The organism is Martinezella lusitana, from assembly GCF_016901135.1.
Taxonomy (GTDB): Bacteria; Pseudomonadota; Alphaproteobacteria; order Rhizobiales; family Rhizobiaceae; genus Rhizobium; species Rhizobium lusitanum_D.
Genome location: NZ_JAFEVL010000045.1, coordinates 1,030,412 through 1,047,308 on the forward strand (window position 1 = coordinate 1,030,412; position 16,897 = coordinate 1,047,308).

General features: G+C 60.8%; 16 protein-coding genes and 1 pseudogene. 10 read left to right on the forward strand and 7 right to left on the reverse strand.

The annotated features are described in order from the left end of the window. Nucleotides 1-97 precede the first annotated feature (97 nt). Entirely contained in the window at nucleotides 98-1,330 is a 1,233-nt protein-coding gene (gene pepT / locus JTP94_RS20545; protein ID WP_204852281.1) for a peptidase T, read from the reverse strand. A gap of 137 nt (nucleotides 1,331-1,467) precedes the next feature. Here pepT and JTP94_RS20550 point away from each other — a divergent pair, with 137 nt between their 5' ends. Then, complete coding sequence (locus JTP94_RS20550) at nucleotides 1,468-1,620, forward strand: hypothetical protein (protein WP_204852282.1); 153 nt, start codon at nucleotides 1,468-1,470, stop codon at nucleotides 1,618-1,620. A 4-nt stretch (nucleotides 1,621-1,624) separates the two neighbouring features. Here JTP94_RS20550 and JTP94_RS20555 read toward each other — a convergent pair whose 3' ends face one another. Both JTP94_RS20555 and JTP94_RS20560 read right to left on the reverse strand, forming a co-directional pair. Next, nucleotides 1,625-2,149: a DUF992 domain-containing protein gene (locus tag JTP94_RS20555; RefSeq protein WP_204852283.1), complete on the reverse strand. Its 525-nt coding sequence runs from the start codon at nucleotides 2,147-2,149 to the stop codon at nucleotides 1,625-1,627. A gap of 250 nt (nucleotides 2,150-2,399) precedes the next feature. Continuing rightward, a complete protein-coding gene (locus JTP94_RS20560; RefSeq protein WP_204852284.1) occupies nucleotides 2,400-3,647 on the reverse strand; it encodes an adenylate/guanylate cyclase domain-containing protein in 1,248 nt (415 codons plus the stop codon). Nucleotides 3,648-3,871: 224 nt separating this feature from the next. Here JTP94_RS20560 and JTP94_RS20565 point away from each other — a divergent pair, with 224 nt between their 5' ends. After that, complete coding sequence (locus tag JTP94_RS20565) at nucleotides 3,872-4,453, forward strand: nucleoside 2-deoxyribosyltransferase (RefSeq protein ID WP_204852285.1); 582 nt, start codon at nucleotides 3,872-3,874, stop codon at nucleotides 4,451-4,453. 40 nt (nucleotides 4,454-4,493) lie between these two features. Here JTP94_RS20565 and JTP94_RS20570 read toward each other — a convergent pair whose 3' ends face one another. From JTP94_RS20570 to JTP94_RS20585, 4 genes are read right to left on the reverse strand one after another with little or no spacing between them, the layout of a single operon-like run. Continuing rightward, entirely contained in the window at nucleotides 4,494-5,039 is a 546-nt protein-coding gene (locus JTP94_RS20570) for a sarcosine oxidase subunit gamma (protein WP_204852286.1), read from the reverse strand. Further along, complete coding sequence (locus JTP94_RS20575) at nucleotides 5,032-7,965, reverse strand: sarcosine oxidase subunit alpha family protein (RefSeq protein ID WP_204852287.1); 2,934 nt, start codon at nucleotides 7,963-7,965, stop codon at nucleotides 5,032-5,034. Before JTP94_RS20575 ends, JTP94_RS20570 begins: the two co-directional genes overlap by 8 nt. Continuing rightward, a complete protein-coding gene (locus tag JTP94_RS20580; protein ID WP_204852288.1) occupies nucleotides 7,962-8,240 on the reverse strand; it encodes a sarcosine oxidase subunit delta in 279 nt (92 codons plus the stop codon). The genes JTP94_RS20575 and JTP94_RS20580 overlap by 4 nt, the downstream gene beginning before the upstream one ends. 12 nt (nucleotides 8,241-8,252) lie before the next feature. Beyond that, nucleotides 8,253-9,503 (reverse strand): sarcosine oxidase subunit beta family protein, encoded by a 1,251-nt coding sequence (locus JTP94_RS20585; RefSeq protein ID WP_204852289.1) that lies wholly within the window; start codon nucleotides 9,501-9,503, stop codon nucleotides 8,253-8,255. An 88-nt stretch (nucleotides 9,504-9,591) separates the two neighbouring features. On the opposite strand from JTP94_RS20585, the gene JTP94_RS20590 reads away from it, so the two are divergent. The 8 genes and pseudogenes from JTP94_RS20590 to JTP94_RS20625 form a co-directional block, all read left to right on the forward strand. Further along, nucleotides 9,592-10,551: a GlxA family transcriptional regulator gene (locus tag JTP94_RS20590; protein ID WP_204852290.1), complete on the forward strand. Its 960-nt coding sequence runs from the start codon at nucleotides 9,592-9,594 to the stop codon at nucleotides 10,549-10,551. A gap of 76 nt (nucleotides 10,552-10,627) precedes the next feature. Further along, complete coding sequence (locus JTP94_RS20595) at nucleotides 10,628-11,311, forward strand: helix-turn-helix domain-containing protein (RefSeq protein ID WP_204852291.1); 684 nt, start codon at nucleotides 10,628-10,630, stop codon at nucleotides 11,309-11,311. 91 nt (nucleotides 11,312-11,402) lie between these two features. Further along, the gene (locus JTP94_RS20600) at nucleotides 11,403-12,311 is read left to right on the forward strand and encodes a glutamine amidotransferase family protein (protein WP_204852292.1); all 909 of its coding nucleotides are present in this window, start codon (nucleotides 11,403-11,405) and stop codon (nucleotides 12,309-12,311) included. A 32-nt stretch (nucleotides 12,312-12,343) separates the two neighbouring features. Further along, the gene (locus JTP94_RS20605; protein ID WP_037197544.1) at nucleotides 12,344-13,030 is read left to right on the forward strand and encodes a GXGXG domain-containing protein; all 687 of its coding nucleotides are present in this window, start codon (nucleotides 12,344-12,346) and stop codon (nucleotides 13,028-13,030) included. 15 nt (nucleotides 13,031-13,045) lie between these two features. Next, the gene (locus JTP94_RS20610) at nucleotides 13,046-14,374 is read left to right on the forward strand and encodes an FMN-binding glutamate synthase family protein (protein ID WP_037197545.1); all 1,329 of its coding nucleotides are present in this window, start codon (nucleotides 13,046-13,048) and stop codon (nucleotides 14,372-14,374) included. 78 nt (nucleotides 14,375-14,452) lie between these two features. Continuing rightward, complete coding sequence (gene glnT, locus JTP94_RS20615) at nucleotides 14,453-15,760, forward strand: type III glutamate--ammonia ligase (RefSeq protein WP_204852293.1); 1,308 nt, start codon at nucleotides 14,453-14,455, stop codon at nucleotides 15,758-15,760. A gap of 98 nt (nucleotides 15,761-15,858) precedes the next feature. Then, a complete protein-coding gene (gene purU, locus JTP94_RS20620; RefSeq protein WP_204852294.1) occupies nucleotides 15,859-16,743 on the forward strand; it encodes a formyltetrahydrofolate deformylase in 885 nt (294 codons plus the stop codon). 3 nt (nucleotides 16,744-16,746) lie between these two features. Then, a pseudogene (locus tag JTP94_RS20625) lies at nucleotides 16,747-16,897 on the forward strand (bifunctional methylenetetrahydrofolate dehydrogenase/methenyltetrahydrofolate cyclohydrolase); the annotation flags it as partial.

The window sequence follows — 16,897 nt, forward strand, 5'->3', positions numbered from 1 at the left end:
GTCTCACGGCCGTCTGCAACAACTGCAAGCGCCCGGGGCCTTGTTTCTGAGGCTACGGGCGCTCTTCTGAGCCGACTTTACTTGCCTGAACCGGCAATCAGCTGCGCTCCGCCCAGACTTTCGCCAGTTCGACGAGCGTCTTTACGCCTTTTTCCATGTCCTGCCGGCTGACCCATTCGAGCGGGGAATGAAAGGCGTGGCCGCCGGCGAAGATATTCGCGCAGGGCAACCCCATGAACGAGAGCCTTGAACCGTCGGTGCCTCCGCGAATGCTGCCACGCACTGGCGTCATACCGGCACGTCGGATCGCCTCCACGGCATAATCGACGATTTGCGGGTGGCGATCGAGAATCATCTTCATATTGCGGTATTGGCGTCTAACCGTGAATGTGTAGGAGGAGCCGGGAAAGGCTGTCATCACGTCCTTGACGATCTGCTCCAACATGGCCTCTTTGACGGCAAGACCAGCGTCGTCGAAATCGCGGATGATGAAACCGAGCGAGGCCTTCTCCATCGAGCCGGTCACGCCCGTGGGATGAATGAAGCCCTCTCGACCAGCCGTCGTTTCAGGCGCTATGTCCTTCGGCAGCCTGTCGATGATCGCGCCAGCAATCTTGATGGCGTTTTCCATCTTTCCCTTGGCAAAGCCCGGATGGATGGCAACACCCTGGATGGTGACTTCGACGCCATCTGCCGAAAAGGTCTCGTCCTCTATATGTCCAGCGGTTTCGCCATCGACCGTATAGGCAAATTGTGCCCCGAGCTTCTTGAGATCCACCTTGTCGACGCCGCGGCCGATCTCCTCGTCGGTCGTGAACAGGAGCTTGATGGTGCCGTGGCGCACATCAGGGTTGTCGACGAGATATTGAGCCGCTGCCACGATCTCGGCGAGGCCGGCCTTGTCGTCGGCGCCAAGCAGGGTCGTACCATCCGAGGTTATGATGTCGTTGCCAAGCTGATCGCGCAGGGCAGGGTGGTCGTCGACACGTATGACTTGCTGCGGATCGCCCGCGAGCCGAATATCGCCGCCGCTATAATTCTGCAGGATCTGCGGCTTGACGTTGGTGCCGGTGAAATCGGGCGCAGTATCCATGTGGGAGCAGAAGCAGATCACCGGAACCGGCTTGTCGACATTGGACGGAATGGTCGCATAGACATAGCCGTTCTCATCGAGATGCGCATCGCCAAGACCGATCGCCAGCAGTTCCTCGACAAGAATGCGCCCGAGGTTCCTCTGCTTTTCGGTGGAGGGCTGGGTGCCCGAGGTCGGGTCCGATTGCGTGTCGATGACGACGTAGCGAAGGAAGCGATCGGTAACGGTATCGGTCATGAGCTTGGCTCCAATGGTTCTTCTACACTGCATAGCTATAGCCGTACGCCGGATCGCCGGGAATCCATTTTCGCGCCAGAACGACGGCACCGAATAACAGGAAGATAAGGGCAGAGACCCTTGAAAAGAAACAGGCCTTGCTGATCGAACTCGGCGATGGCGGGACGATGATCATCGACGGACAGGCCAACGGGCAATTGCTTTCGAGGCAACGTCGTCAATCAAAGAAAGGCCGCCCCAGCCTTTTGGCAGGGCGGCCGTGGAACTCGTGCCGCTTCACAGCGGCCTAAAACCTCATTCCGTCGAAGTCAGCGTGACCGAAGTGCCGGTAGCGGCAACGTTCAGGCCGAGCTGGCCCGTTACGCTCACGGTCTGAAGATGGATCGAGCCGGAAGTGCCACCAACAAGGATGTTGGTGCCAACGCCGGCACCGACTGTCGCTTCAACGGTAGCACCCTGATAAAGGCCGCTCAGAGAGCCGTGATGATAGCCGGCTGTCGGCGCAAAGACTGCCCAGATGAGCCGGCTGCGGGTCGTAAAGCCGAGATCGACACCCATCTTTCTGATGGCACCGGTGTAATGATCCGAACGATCCCGCCCGACGGTCGAGTGGAAGGTGCAATCCACCTCCTTGGCAGAGCCGAGGACATAGCCAACGCCGCCGCCGATTTGGCAATCAAGGTAACCGATCTTCACGCCATTACGCTGATCGGGTTCCTCCTCGCGATAGGTCGTCGGCAGGTCAGCTGCGCGCGCTACCGCCGCGCCGGCAACGATCAACGATGCTGCTGAAAACGCCAGTGTCAGAATTTTTCTCATCTGTTTTCTCCTTGTCAGAGTATTATGGGTGCGGGCACCCTCTGGTCGAGCCGATAGAATCAACCCTTACTTAACGTTTGTAATCGCAGAACGATCCCAAAAATAAGGCGGCTATCGTCATGATCCGTTTCACAATATAGGGAGCTGTGTCGGCAGCGGCAGCCTTTTGCCCTTTCACGTTTTGCAACCGACTGAATCGCGCCGCGTCAAATCGGCCGCGCGAGAGGGAAGAACCCCGGCTCTCCGTCGATCATGCATCCTGCAGCAACTTCTCTTTTGCGGTGAAGGCAAAGACATCGACCGGTTCGCCGAGGCCCTTCAGCGGAAATGCGCCGAGGCTTTCCATATCGCGCTGGCAGCCGGCCATGTCGACGAATGCCTTGGACAGGAGCACCGGTCGCTTCACTTCCTTGGTCAGCGTTTCCAGCCGCGAGGCGATGTTGACCGCCGGACCGATGACCGTGAAATCGAGGCGGGTGCGCGAGCCGATATTGCCATACATCACGTCGCCGACATGCACCCCGACGCCGTAGCGGAGTACTTCGCGGCCGTGCTTGCGGTTTTCCTCGTTGAGCACTGTCACCGCCTCTTGTGCCTCGCGGATAGACACCAGGAGATTATGGCAGGCGTTGGGGTCGCTCAGCGGGAAGATGGCCAGCAGCCCGTCGCCCATGAATTTGAGGATCTCGCCGCCGTGTTTTTCGATCGGCTCGACCATGGCGTCGAAATAGCCGTTGAGCAGTTCGATGACGTCGTCTCGCGGCCACATGTCCGAAATGGTCGTGAAGTCGCGAAGATCGCAGATCAGAATGGCCGCGCCAACCGTGGCGCCGCTGCCGCGCGTCGTCGCGCCGGCGAGGATCTGTTCACTTGCATGCGGCCCGACATAGGTGCGCAAAAGCGTGCGCGCCATGATGTTCTTCAACCTGATTTCGGTCACCATTGTCAAAGCGGGCAGCAGATCCTTCAGGAAGGTGATGTGCTGTTCGGTGAAGCCGCCGGGTGCATCCGAGGCGAAAGTGACGATATGGCGCTTGCCGAGCGTGTGGTAGATCGGCCAGGCGATATAGTCGGTCAACCTTTCCGCATACAGCTCCTTATATAGCGGGTAGACGAACTGATCCTTGTCGGAAACCTCGAGATTTTGCCGGACCTCGGTTGCGCCGTTGAAAATTTCGTTGATGGGGCTTGCCAGAAACTGCGGCGTATTCTCGACGCCGTAACTGAACGTGGCGATATCGCCTTCCTTCATGCCGGTGCGCCACAGGATGCGCGCGCCGAGCCATTGCGGATGCATCGTTCTGAAATGCATCGTCGATCGCGCAACCGGAATCCCGATTGCCCGCATCTTCTCGCACAGCTCGACGAGAATATTGTCGATGAAGCGCTGCTCACGAACGTCATTCATCAACCAATCGAGGATTTTGCTCTGTTTCGTCGGCCAGCTGCCACGGTCGTCATTTTCCGAGCCGGCAATTGCCTCAATGGAAGATTGCATTTCTTTTACCCCACAAATTCTGTCGCCTGTCATCGGCTGTCTCAACGCCCCGCTTCGAAGTGCGAATATACGCCCCTTGCCATTGGCCGGGAACGGCACTCGCGCGCATTTCGCGATTTTGCAAGCCGCGCGTTTCGCTATGGCGCGAGAGCGTTGAATCGGTCATATGCCTCATATGGTTCCGCAGCTTCCGTGGTGCAACATTTTGTCGGAAAGGCAAAGCATTGAGAGCATATTTGGCAGGTCCTGAAGTGTTCCTTCCCAATGCGAGAGAAGTCCTCGACCGCAAGATTGCCTTGGCGCGCAGCTATGGCTTTACCCCCGTCTCCCCCGGCGATCTGGCCGTCCCGGAAACAGAAACGAGGCATCAGCGCGGTCTCGCCATCAGCGCCATCAACGAGAGCCTGATGTCGAGCGCCGATCTGATCATTGCCAATCTGACGCCGTTTCGCGGCGTTGCGGCCGACATCGGCACTGCTTTCGAGCTGGGCTTCATGTGTGCCCGCGGCTGCCCGGCATTTGCCTTTTCCAACTGCACCGAGAATCATTTCGAGCGGGTGAGCGAGTTTTATGGTGGGGAAGTCCGCCTCGGTCCCGACGGCCGCCATCGCGGGCCTGATGGCTTCGCGCTGGAAAATTTCGACATGGCCGACAATCTGATGCTCGACGGCGGTATCGCGGCGCGCAACGGCGCGATCATTACGCGGAAGGTGGCGCCGGATCAGCTCTTTCTCGATCTCACGGCGTTTGAGGAATGCCTGAACCTGGCCGCCGATAGATTGTTGAAAAGGACCGCCAGCGCCTGATGTCTCTGGCGCAGAGCCGTTCGTTTCGATACCCGATGGTTCAGGATGCAACGCGCGCGGAACCCAGCGATAGTGCCAGCGCTTCAAGCTCTTCGTAGAGAGATTCCGCAAAGCTGCGCAGCACGGTCAGCTCGAAATCACCGGTGCCGATGCGTGTGACCTGTACCGATATATGGCCGAAGAGCGTCATGGCCGTCCGCCCTTCCGGGAAGGCCGACGGATGAAGGTCGATAGCCGTGCCCTTGCTCAGCAATTCGGCGGCACGCAGACCGGAGACGCCGATGCGGACGCGGCCATGGCTCTGGTCCGAAACGAAGGTGCCATCGGCGAGGGTATTGGAAAGATCCTGTACAAGAGCGTTGGGAAGCACGTCGTTGCCGGCGATGAACCATTGCCGATATCCGGCCGGACGTACCGAGCTGTCCTTGATGCCAGCCGTGGAAAGATATGCTTCGAGGCCTTCGGTCGTCGTCGCTCCCATCACATGCAGCAGATGACCCTCGGGCAGGGCTTCGAGCCGGATGCCCGGACCTTGCGAGATGGCTTTGCCGGCAAGAGCCGGCTTTTTTTCGGGAAGGTCAGGCATGGAGCTTCTCGTTTTCAGGATCGATGAAGACAGGGCTGCAGAGCTGCCCCTCGGTGAATTCGTTTCGAAGGCCGTTCCAGATCAAGACCTTTTCGCCGATCCGCTCCGGACCGTTCTTGACCAGTGCGAGACCGATCGTATGGCCGAAGCTCGGCGAAAAGGCACTCGAGGTGACATAGCCCTGATCGTTTTCCAGCGTTGCTGCCGCGCCATCCGCCAGGATATGGGCGCCGGTGCGGAAGCTGGTCGCCGGATCGAGCGGCTTGACGCCGACCAAGCGAGGCCTGTCGGACGCCTGAAGGCCCTCGCGGGCAAGCATGGCCTTGCCGATGAAATCGGCCTTCGTTGTGGAGACCATTCGAGCAAAGCCAAGATCACCAGGCGTCACCGTGCCGTTGATCTCAGCATGGGTGACATGACCCTTTTCGATGCGCATGACGCCGAGCGCTTCTGCGCCATAGGGGCAGATATCGTATTGTTGCCCTGCCTGCATGATGGCATCGGCAATGGCCTCCCCATGGGCGGCGGGCACGCCGAGCTCATAGGCAAGTTCGCCTGAAAACGAGATGCGAAAAAGCCGGCCTTCGAGCTTGCCACCAAACAGCGTGACCGCGCGTGCACTCATGAAAGGGAAGGCTGCATCCGAAATGTCTTCATCAACGATCTTGGCGAGGATCGCACGGGATTTCGGGCCTGCGACCGCCATCTGCGCCCATTGATCGGTCGATGAGGCAAAGTAGACCTCAAGCTCAGGCCAAAGTGTCTGGGCGCAGAATTCCAGGTGGGTCAGCACACCGGCGGCAAGCGCAGTCGTTGTCGTCATAAAGAAATGTTCTTCGCCGAGGCGACTTGTGGTGCCGTCATCGTAGATCATACCGTCTTCGCGCAGCATGATGCCGTAACGCGCCTTGCCGACGGGCAGCTTGGCAAAACCGTTGCAATAGATGCGGTCGAGGAAGGTCGCCGCGTCCTTGCCGAAGATCTCGATCTTGCCGAGCGTCGAGACATCGCAGATGCCGGCACTCTTCCGGATATTCAGCACCTCCCGGTCGACGCTTTCGCGCCAGCTCTTTTCACCCTCGCGGGGAAACCAGGAGGAGCGATACCAGAGCCCGGTCTCGACAAAGACCGCGCCATTCTTCTTTGCCCAGCCGTGCAGCGGTGATTTGCGCGCGGGCTGGAAGTGCTTGCCGCGCGACGCGCCGGTGAGCGCGCCGAAGGAAACCGGCGTGTAGAAGGGCCGAAATGTCGTGGTGCCGACGTCGGCAGGCGAGACGCCACGGGCCTCGGCAAGGATGCCGATGGCATTGATATTGGAAAGCTTGCCCTGATCGGTCGCCATGCCGTTGGTGGTATAGCGTTTGGCTAGCTCGACATGCCCATAGCCTTCGCGCACAGCGAGGCCGAGGTCCTTCAGATGGACGTCGTTTTGATAATCGACGAAGGCCTTGCCCTTGGCACCTTTGACGGACCACAGCGGCGAGGCGGAAGCCTGCGCGTCTTCCGCCGGCGCAAAAGCCGGCTCGACCTTGGCAAAGCCGATCGCCTCCAGCGCCTCGGCCGCCTTGACCGCTCCATCGCCGAGGCAGGCGTCTATCGAGGCAAGACCGGCAGCCGAGCCCGCGATGAACAATCCTTCCTGCCCTTCCGGGGCAAGGAAGGCTGCATGCTTGTCGGACCAGACCGGTCTTCCGCCGCGATGGCAGGCGAGGTGAATGATCGGGCTCCAGCCGCCGGACATGGCGAGCGCATCCGCCTCGATATGTTGTGTACCCGAGGCTGTCGCAATGCTCACTCGGCGCAGCTGCTTGCCGCCATGGGCATCGATGATGCGCGCGCCGGACAACACGGGAGCTTTGCCGCTCCAGCTCTCGCGGGCTTCAAAGCGACTATCGACGATGGCGGCGACCTCGACACCAGCGGCCTCAAGATCGGCTGCCGTCTGGTAGCCCGACCGGTTCGTCGTGAAGACAACGGTCCGGTTGCCCGGTGCGACCGCTTGGCGGTTCAGATAGCTGCGCATGGCGCCTGCCATCATGACGCCCGGAATGTCGTTGCCGCCGAAAACCAGCGGGCGCTCTTCCGCGCCGGTGGCAAGAATGGCCTGCTTGGCGATGATGCGCCAAAGGCGCTCGACCGGTCGGTGCGCATCGGGCGCTGCCACATGCTTCTGCACGCGCTCGACCGCGCCGAAGACGTTGTCGTCGTACCAGCCGATGACGGTCGTGCGCGGCAGGCACTGGACGTTTGGCAGGCTTTCGAGCTCCACTAGGATGTCACCAAGCGGCGACTCACGATCGGCAAGCAAGCTGCCGCCCAAGGCAAAGCCTTCGTCAGCAAGCAGGACACGCGCGCCGGCGCGTCCCGCCGTCAGCGCAGCGGCAAGCCCTGCGGGGCCGGCGCCGCTGACGAGCAGATCACAATGCGCCCAGCATTTCTCGTAGGAATCAGGATCGGCCTCATAGGAAGCCTTGCCGAGGCCGGCGGCCTTGCGGATCAGCGGTTCGTAGACCTTCTCCCAGAAGGCGGCGGGCCACATGAAGGTCTTGTAGTAGAAGCCGGCGCTGAGGAACGGCGAGAGCAGGCTATTGACAGCGCCGATATCGAAGCCGAGCGAGGGCCAGCGGTTCTGGCTGCGCGCGATCAGCCCGTCATGCAGCTCGATCATCGTGGCACGGCTATTGGCTTCCGTGCGCCCGCCCGTGCCTGTCGTGACAAGCGCGTTGGGTTCGGCGGCCCCCGCCGTCAGGATGCCGCGCGGCCGATGATATTTGAAACTGCGCCCGACGAGCTGGATGCCGTTGGCAAGCAAGGCGGAGGCAAGCGTATCGCCGGGGTGGCCCGTCAGCTCCGTACCGTCGAAGCTGAAACGGATGCTCTTGGAGCGGTCGATCCGGCCGCCGGAAGAAAGGCGGAAGCTGGTCATGCCAGATCTCCGAGCTTGGTGAGCGCTGCGTCGCTCACGTCGTGGACCTTGTGCGTGACCGTGTCGCGCTCAACGATCAGCCAGCGGCGGCAGCCGGAGGAATGGTGCCAATATTCCTTGTGCTGCCCTTTCGGATTGTCCCGCAGGTAGACGTAGTCGTACCAGGCGTCGGGATCGGCATCCGGGCTCGGACGCGCAAGGCTTGCGTCGCCCTTGATGGTAAACTCCTCCTTCGGGCGGATGCCGCAATGAGGGCAGGAAATCAGGCTCGCCATCTCGTCATGTCCTCAATGCAGGTTGGGCTGGGCGCCGACGCCCTTTTCATCGAGCTGATAGCCGCGCCGGAAACGGTCGAGCCGCAGTTCCCGTGCCGTTTCATGCGGCTCGTTGCGGGCGATCAGATGGGCGTAGCAGTAGCCGGAGGCCGGCGTGGCCTTGAAGCCGCCATAGCACCAGCCAGCGTTCAGATAGAGATTGTCGATATGGGTGCGGTCGATGATCGGCGAGCCGTCCATGCTCATGTCCATGACGCCGCCCCAGCTGCGCAGATAGCGCACGCGGGTCAGCGAGGGGATCAAGGCGACGCCGGCTTCGGCGACATGCTCGACGGTCGCAAGATTGCCGCGCTGCGCATAGGAATTGTAGCCGTCGATATCGCCACCGAAGACGAGACCGCCCTTGTCCGACTGCGAGACGTAGAAATGCCCCGCCCCGAAGGTGACGACGGTATCGATGAACGGCTTCAAGCCTTCGGAGACGAAGGCCTGCAGCACATGGCTTTCGATCGGCAGGCGCAGCCCGGCCATATCGGCGACGACGGTGGAGTTGCCGGCCGCCGCCAGCGCCAGCTTGCCGCAACCGATGAAGCCCTTCGTGGTCTCGACGCCGACAACCCGACCGTTCTCGCTGCGGATGCCGGTCACCTCGCAGCCGGTGATGATGTCGACCCCACGGCTATCGGCGCCGCGAGCATAACCCCAGGCGACGGCGTCGTGGCGCACCGTGCCGCCACGCGGCTGGAACAGGCCGCCCATGATCGGAAAGCGCGCATTGTCGAAATCAAGGAAGGGCAGCTTCTTGCGAACGGCTTCCCGATCGAGGAATTCGGCATCGACGCCGTGCAGGCGCATGGCGTTGCCGCGCCGCGTATAGGCATCCCTCTGCGCATCTGAATGGAAGAGATTGAGCACGCCGCGCTGCGAGACCATGGCGTTGAAATTGAAATCCTGCTCCAGCCCTTCCCAGAGCTTCATCGACAGCTCGTAAAATGGGTTGTTGCCCGGCAGCAGATAGTTCGATCGGATGATCGTCGTGTTGCGGCCGATATTGCCGGAGCCGAGATAGCCCTTTTCCAGCACGGCGACATTGGTGATGCCGAAGGTCTTGGCAAGGTAATAGGCCGTCGCCAACCCATGGCCGCCGCCTCCGACGATGATGACGTCATAATGCGGCTTCGGTTCGGGCTGACGCCAGGCGGGAGCCCAGCCGGCATTGCCGCGAAGACCGTTGAGGAAAATGGAGAGAGCGGAATAGCGCATGGGTGGATCCAAGTGGAATTGCTTGCATGATGACAGAGCGGGAAATGGCGACTTGCCCATTCAGGACATATTTCGATAGAAATGGGACATGTCTTCGATCGATGCGAAAAACGTCCAGCATATCGGCTTCATCCTCATCCCGGGATTCGCGCTGATGTCCTATGCCTCGGCGAGCGAGCCGTTACGCGCCGCCAATCTGCTGGCCGGCCGCGAGATCTACCGATTATCGACTTTCTCGCCGGATGGTGCGCCGGCATTGTCGTCCGCAGGCGTGCCCGTGCCGGCGGTAGCGCTTCCCGGCCGTGGCTCCGGGCTTGCAACGATCTTCGTCTGTGCCGGCGGCTCGCCACGAGATTGGCACTATCCGGCGGTGCTGACCTGCCTGAGGCAATTGGCGCGCGAGGGAGTGCGGATCGGCGGTATATCGGGCGGTCCCTACCTGCTCGCCGCCGCCGGTCTTTTGCCAGACCGCGATTTCACCATCCATTGGGAACACGCCCCGGCGCTGCTCGAGGCTTTTCCGGCTCTGTCACCGCGCCAGGCGCGCTTCGTCGTCGATGGCAACCGCATCACCTGCGGCGGCGGTATCGCGCCGCTCGACATGATGCATGTGCTGATTTCCGAGCGCATGGGGCCGGATTTCGCTCGCCGCGTCAGCGACTGGTATCTGCACACCGAGGTCGGTGAGCCGACGGCGCCGCAGCGAGGGTCGCTGGCCGAGCGCTACGGCGTCCACCATCCCGGTCTTTTGAGCGTGCTGGAGAAGATGGAGGAGACGATCGAGATGCCGCTCGACCGCACGGCGATGGCGCGGATCGCCGGCGTTACGCCGCGCCATCTCGACCGGCTGTTTGCTGCGCATCTGGGCTCGACGTTCCTCGATCAGTATCGCCGCATCAGGCTGCAGCACGCCCGGCGGCTGCTTGAACAGAGCCCGCTTTCGATTTCCGAAATCGCTGTAGCCACCGGCTTTTCCAGCGGCGCCCACTTTTCCCGTGCCTATCGCAACCTTTACGGTATGGCGCCGAGCGAAACGCGCAAGACGTAGTTTTCGTCGCAGTTGAGAAAATTTCACTGGGAAGATAGAGTTGATGCAATAGGGCAAGACCGGAAAAGGATCGTGAATGAAGACCAAGCCGAACAAGACGTCGAGCGAGGACCATCCGCATACTGCGCGACCAGCATTCTTGCAGGATCCGCATGCGGTTCGCGAACCGAAGGTCAACAATCTCGAAATGGCGATCGGTCACGAGGTGCGCGCCTATCGCAAGAAGCTCGGCATAACTGTGACGGACCTGGCCGCGGCCACCGGTATTTCCCTCGGCATGCTCTCGAAGATCGAAAACGGTAACATCTCGCCGTCGCTGACGACACTACAATCGCTCTCCCGTGCCCTCGGCGTGCCGCTGACGGCCTTCTTCCGTCGCTATGAGGAGCCGCGCAATGCGGTCTTCGTCAAGGCGGGGCAGGGTATAGAGCTTGAACGACGCGGCACGCGCGCCGGCCATCAATATAATCTGCTCGGCCATATCGACAACAATTCCAGCGGCGTCATCGTCGAGCCCTATCTCATCACGCTGACGGCCGATTCCGATGTCTTCCCGACCTTCCAGCACGAGGGCATGGAGTTCCTCTATATGCTCGAAGGCGAGGTGATCTATCGCCATGGCGACCAACTCTTCCCGATGCAGCCCGGCGATAGCCTGTTCTTTGACGCCGACGCGCCGCACGGCCCGGAAGTCTTGGTGAAACTGCCGAGCAAATACCTGTCGATCATCAGCTATCCACAGCGCGGCAAGAGCGAATAACTTGCCTTAAAAGAAAATAATATTCTTTTGGGTTGAAATCTGAAAATAGACCTGATAGCCATTTTGCAGACGCGAAATGGAGGGTCTGATCATGTGCGGAATTGTGGGTCTCTTCCTGAAAGACAAAAGCCTCGAGCCTGAGCTCGGCTCGCTTCTTTCGTCCATGCTTGTCACGATGACCGATCGCGGGCCTGATAGCGCCGGCATTGCGATTTACGGCGGCGCCAATGGCAACAAGGCGAAGATCACAATCCAATCGGCCAGCCCGGCAAAGGACTTCGACGGCCTCGAGCACGATCTGAGGCGCGCGCTGGATGCGCCGGTGTCGGTCGAGGTCAAAAGCACCCATGCTGTGATCACGCTGGCGAAGGACAAGCTCGACGACGGCCGGGCGGCGATCGTGACCCTGCGGCCCGACGTTCGGGTGATGAGCAGCGGCGATGCCATTGAGATCTACAAGGAGACCGGCCTGCCGAAGGACGTCATCTCCCGTTTCGGCGTCACCTCCATGTCCGGAACGCATGGCATCGGCCATACCCGCATGGCAACGGAATCGGCCGTTACGACGCTCGGCGCCCATCCATTCTCCACCGGCTCCGATCAATGCCTTGTTCACAATGGGTCGCTGTCGAACCACAACAACCTGCGCCGCGAGCTCGTGCGTGAGGGCATGACCTTCGAGACGCAGAACGACACCGAAGTCGCCGCCGCCTATCTGACGGCAGAGATGGCCAAGGGCAAGGACCTTGGCGAGGCATTGACCGGCGCGCTCAGCGATCTCGACGGTTTCTTCACCTTTGTCGTCGGAACGAAGTCCGGCTTTGGCGTCGTTCGCGATCCGATCGCCTGCAAGCCGGCCGTCATGGCCGAAACTGATCGGTATGTTGCTTTCGGCTCCGAATATCGTGCGCTCGTAAACCTGCCTGGCATCGAGGATGCCCGCATCTGGGAACCCGAACCGGCCACCGTCTATTTCTGGGATCACGAAAAGGCCGCCTAATCCAGTCTTGGCGCAATCGAGAGAGTTCTTTCATGCCAGTTTTCGATCTATCCGTTACCTCGCTGCGCGAATTTAACAGCATGCTCCACAGCCTTGCGGCTGGTGCCAATGATACTGCCTTCGAAGTGGTCAATCCGCGCGGCCATCATGCCGTCGCCGTCGGCATCGATGCGCCCGTCACCGTCGATATCAAGGGCTCCGTCGGCTATTACTGCGCCGGCATGAACGATGGCGGCAACGTCACCGTGCATGGCTCCGCCGGCCCTGGTGTCGCTGAAAACATGATGTCGGGAACCGTTGTCATCGAAGGCGATGCGAGCCAATATGCAGGGGCAACCGGCCAGGGCGGGCTCTTGGTGATCAAGGGCAATGCGGCGTCCCGTTGCGGCATCTCTATGAAGGGCATCGATATCGTCGTGCACGGCAATATCGGCCATATGTCCGCCTTCATGGGTCAATCAGGCCATCTGGTCGTGCTCGGCGACGCGGGCGATGCGTTGGGCGACAGCCTCTATGAGGCAAAGCTTTTCGTTCGCGGCTCGGTCAAGAGCCTCGGCTCCGACTGTATCGAGAAGGAAATGCGCCAGGAGCATCTAGAGAAGCTTGCCGAGCTTCTCGACAAGGCAGGCGTCAGCGGTGTCAGGCCGGAAGAGTTCAAGCGTTACGGATCGGCGCGCAAACTCTATAATTTCAACATCGACAATGCCGACGCGTATTGAGGCGAAAGAGACATCATGAGCTATCACAATCCTTTTACGCCGCCACGCAAATCAGCAACCTTCGACGACCATACCCTGGCCGAAATCCGCCGTGCGGCGGCGACCGGCATCTACGACATTCGCGGTGCCGGCACGAAGCGCAAGGTGCCGCATTTCGACGACCTGCTTTTCCTCGGTGCGTCGATCTCCCGCTATCCGCTCGAAGGCTATCGCGAGAAATGCGATACGACAGTCGTTCTCGGCAGCCGCTTTGCCAAGAAACCCATCACTCTCAAGACCCCGATCACCATTGCAGGCATGAGCTTCGGCGCCTTGTCCGGCAATGCCAAGGAAGCGCTCGGCCGCGGCGCCACGCTTGCTGGCACGTCGACGACGACCGGCGATGGCGGCATGACCGACGAGGAGCGCGGCCATTCGCAGACCCTCGTCTATCAGTATCTCCCTTCGCGCTACGGTATGAACCCGAAAGATCTGCGCCGTGCCGATGCGATCGAAGTGGTGGTCGGTCAGGGCGCAAAGCCAGGCGGCGGCGGCATGCTGCTCGGCCAGAAGATTTCGGACCGCGTTGCTCACATGCGCAATCTGCCGAAGGGTATCGATCAGCGCTCGGCCTGCCGTCACCCGGACTGGACCGGTCCCGACGATCTTGAAATCAAGCTTATGGAACTGCGCGAGATCACCGACTGGGAAAAGCCGATCTACGTGAAGGTTGGCGGTGCTCGTCCCTATTACGATACGGCTCTGGCGGTAAAGGCTGGCGCCGACGTCGTCGTTCTTGACGGCATGCAGGGCGGCACGGCCGCGACCCAGGACGTCTTCATCGAAAATGTCGGCATGCCGACGCTTGCCTGCATTCGTCCGGCCGTCCAGGCGCTGCAGGATCTCGGCATGCACCGCAAGGTGCAGCTGATCATCTCCGGCGGTATTCGCTCCGGCGCCGACGTGGCAAAGGCGCTGGCGCTTGGCGCCGATGCAGTTGCCATCGGCACGGCGGCGCTCGTTGCGCTCGGCGACAACGATCCGCGCTGGGAGGAAGAGTATCAGAAGCTCGGCACGACTGCCGGCGCTTATGACGACTGGCACGAAGGCAAGGATCCGGCCGGCATCACCACCCAGGATCCGGAGCTCGCCGCGCGGCTCGATCCGGTCGCGGCGGGACGTCGTCTTGCCAATTATCTCAAGGTCATGACGCTCGAAGCCCAGACGATCGCGCGCGCCTGCGGCAAGAACCATCTGCATAATCTGGAGCCGGAAGACCTGTGTGCTTTGACGATGGAGGCTGCCGCCATGGCGCAGATTCCGCTTGCCGGCACGAACTGGTATCCAGGCAAGGGAGGCTATTGACTTTCCGACCGGGCCGAACAGCCCGGCGGCTTCACGCATAAACCGAAGTGTCTCTGAGAAATCCAAAGGGGAACGAGAATGACACTGGACCTTGCTGCTTTTGCGAAAGACAAAGGCATCAAATATTTCATGATCAGCTATACCGATCTTTTTGCCGGCCAGCGCGCCAAGCTGGTGCCGGCGCAGGCGATTGCCGGCATGCAGGAAGAGGGCGCTGGCTTTGCCGGCTTCGCCACCTGGCTCGATATGACGCCCGCCCATCCCGATCTTTTCGCCGTGCCGGACGCGTCCTCCGTTATCCAGCTCCCATGGAAGAAGGATGTCGCCTGGGTTGCTGCCGATTGCATGATGGAAGGCGAGTTGGTCGCTCAGGCGCCGCGCAATGTGCTGAAGAAACTCGTTAAGGAGGCTGAGGCCGAAGGCAAGCGGGTGAAGACCGGCGTCGAAGCCGAGTTCTTCCTGATCACTGCAGATGGCTCGAAGATTTCGGACGAATACGACACCGCCGAAAAGCCCTGCTACGACCAGCAGGCCGTCATGCGCCGCTACGACGTGATCGCCGAGATCTGCGACTATATGCTGGAGCTCGGCTGGGGTGCCTATCAGAACGATCACGAGGACGCCAACGGCCAGTTCGAAATGAACTGGGAGTTCGACGATGCCTTGAAGACCGCCGACAAGCACTCCTTCTTCAAGTTCATGGTCAAGTCCGTCGCTGAAAAGCACGGATTGCGCGCCACCTTCATGCCGAAGCCCTTCAAGGGTCTTACAGGCAATGGCTGCCACTGCCATATTTCGGTGTGGAGCAATGACGGCAAGACCAACGTCTTTGCCGACAGGGAAGCGGAATTCGGCCTTTCGGCCGAAGGGAGGCACTTCCTCGGCGGCATCATGAAGCACGCCTCGTCGCTGGCAGCCATTACCAATCCAACAGTCAATTCCTACAAGCGCATCAACGCGCCGCGCACGACATCGGGCGCCACCTGGTCGCCGAACACGGTGACCTGGACCGGCAACAACCGCACCCATATGGTCCGTGTGCCCGGTCCCGGCCGTTTCGAGCTGCGCCTGCCTGATGGGGCGGTCAATCCCTATCTGCTCCAGGCGATCATCATCGCGGCCGGCCTCGACGGCTTGCGCAACAAGGCCGATCCCGGCCCGCATCACAATATCGACATGTATGCGGAGGGTCATTTGGTGAAGGATGCGCCGCGCCTGCCGCTCAACCTGCTCGATGCGCTGCGGGCCTATGATGAGGACGAGGGCCTGAAGGAGGCGATCGGCTCGGAATTCTCAGCCGCCTATCTGAAGCTCAAGCATCAGGAATGGAACGCCTACTGCTCGCATTTCACGCAGTGGGAGCGCGACAGCACGCTTGATATCTGAGTGCGGAGCGGACGATTGCCCGAATAAGCGCATGCGCTGGAGTATCAAGCTCCGGCGCGGGCGCGGATTTTTGGCCGGGACGGCGGAGGAAGATCACCATGAAGAACTATGTACTGACTGTATCGTGCCAGTCGACGCGCGGGATCGTTGCGGCGATCGCCAATTATCTGGCCGACCAGGGCTGCAACATCGTCGATTCCAGCCAGTTCGACGATCTCGACACCGGCAAGTTCTTCATGCGCGTCTCCTTCATCTCCGAGCAAGGGGTCGGCTTGGAGGCACTGGTCGAGGGCTTCAAACCGGTCGCCGCGAAGTTCGTGATGGAGGCCGAGATCCATGATGGCAAGAAGCGCATGAAGGTGCTCTTGATGGTGTCGCGCTTCGGCCATTGCCTCAACGACCTGCTCTACCGCTGGAAGATCGGCGCGCTGCCGATCGACATCGTCGGCGTCGTCTCCAACCATTTCGATTACCAGAAAGTCGTGGTCAACCACGACATCCCCTTCCACCATATTCCGGTGACCAAGGCCAACAAGCCGCAGGCGGAAGCACGGATCATGGAGGTGGTCGAGCAGACCGGCACCGAACTCATCGTGCTTGCCCGCTACATGCAGATCCTGTCAGATTCGATGTGCCAGAAGATGTCGGGCCGCATCATCAACATCCATCATTCCTTCCTGCCGAGTTTCAAGGGCGCCAACCCCTACAAGCAGGCCTATGAGCGCGGCGTGAAGCTGATCGGGGCGACGGCGCATTACGTGACGGCCGATCTCGACGAAGGTCCGATCATCGAGCAGGATACGGCCCGCATCACCCATGCGCAGTCGGCCGACGATTACGTCTCGATCGGCCGCGATGTCGAGAGCCAGGTGCTGGCCCGCGCCATCCATGCGCATATCCACTACCGCACCTTCCTCAACGGCAACCGCACCATTGTCTTCCCGGCAAGCCCCGGAAGCTATGCATCCGAGCGGATGGGGTGAGTGATGACGCTCGCGACAGTGATCGACGGAAAGATTGCGGCGGCTTCGGTGATCGAGGCGGTGAAGGTTGCCGCCGGCGGGCTAGAGACGGAGACCGGTGTTAGGACCGGGCTTGCCGTTGTCATCGTCGGCGACGATCCGGCCAGCCACGCCT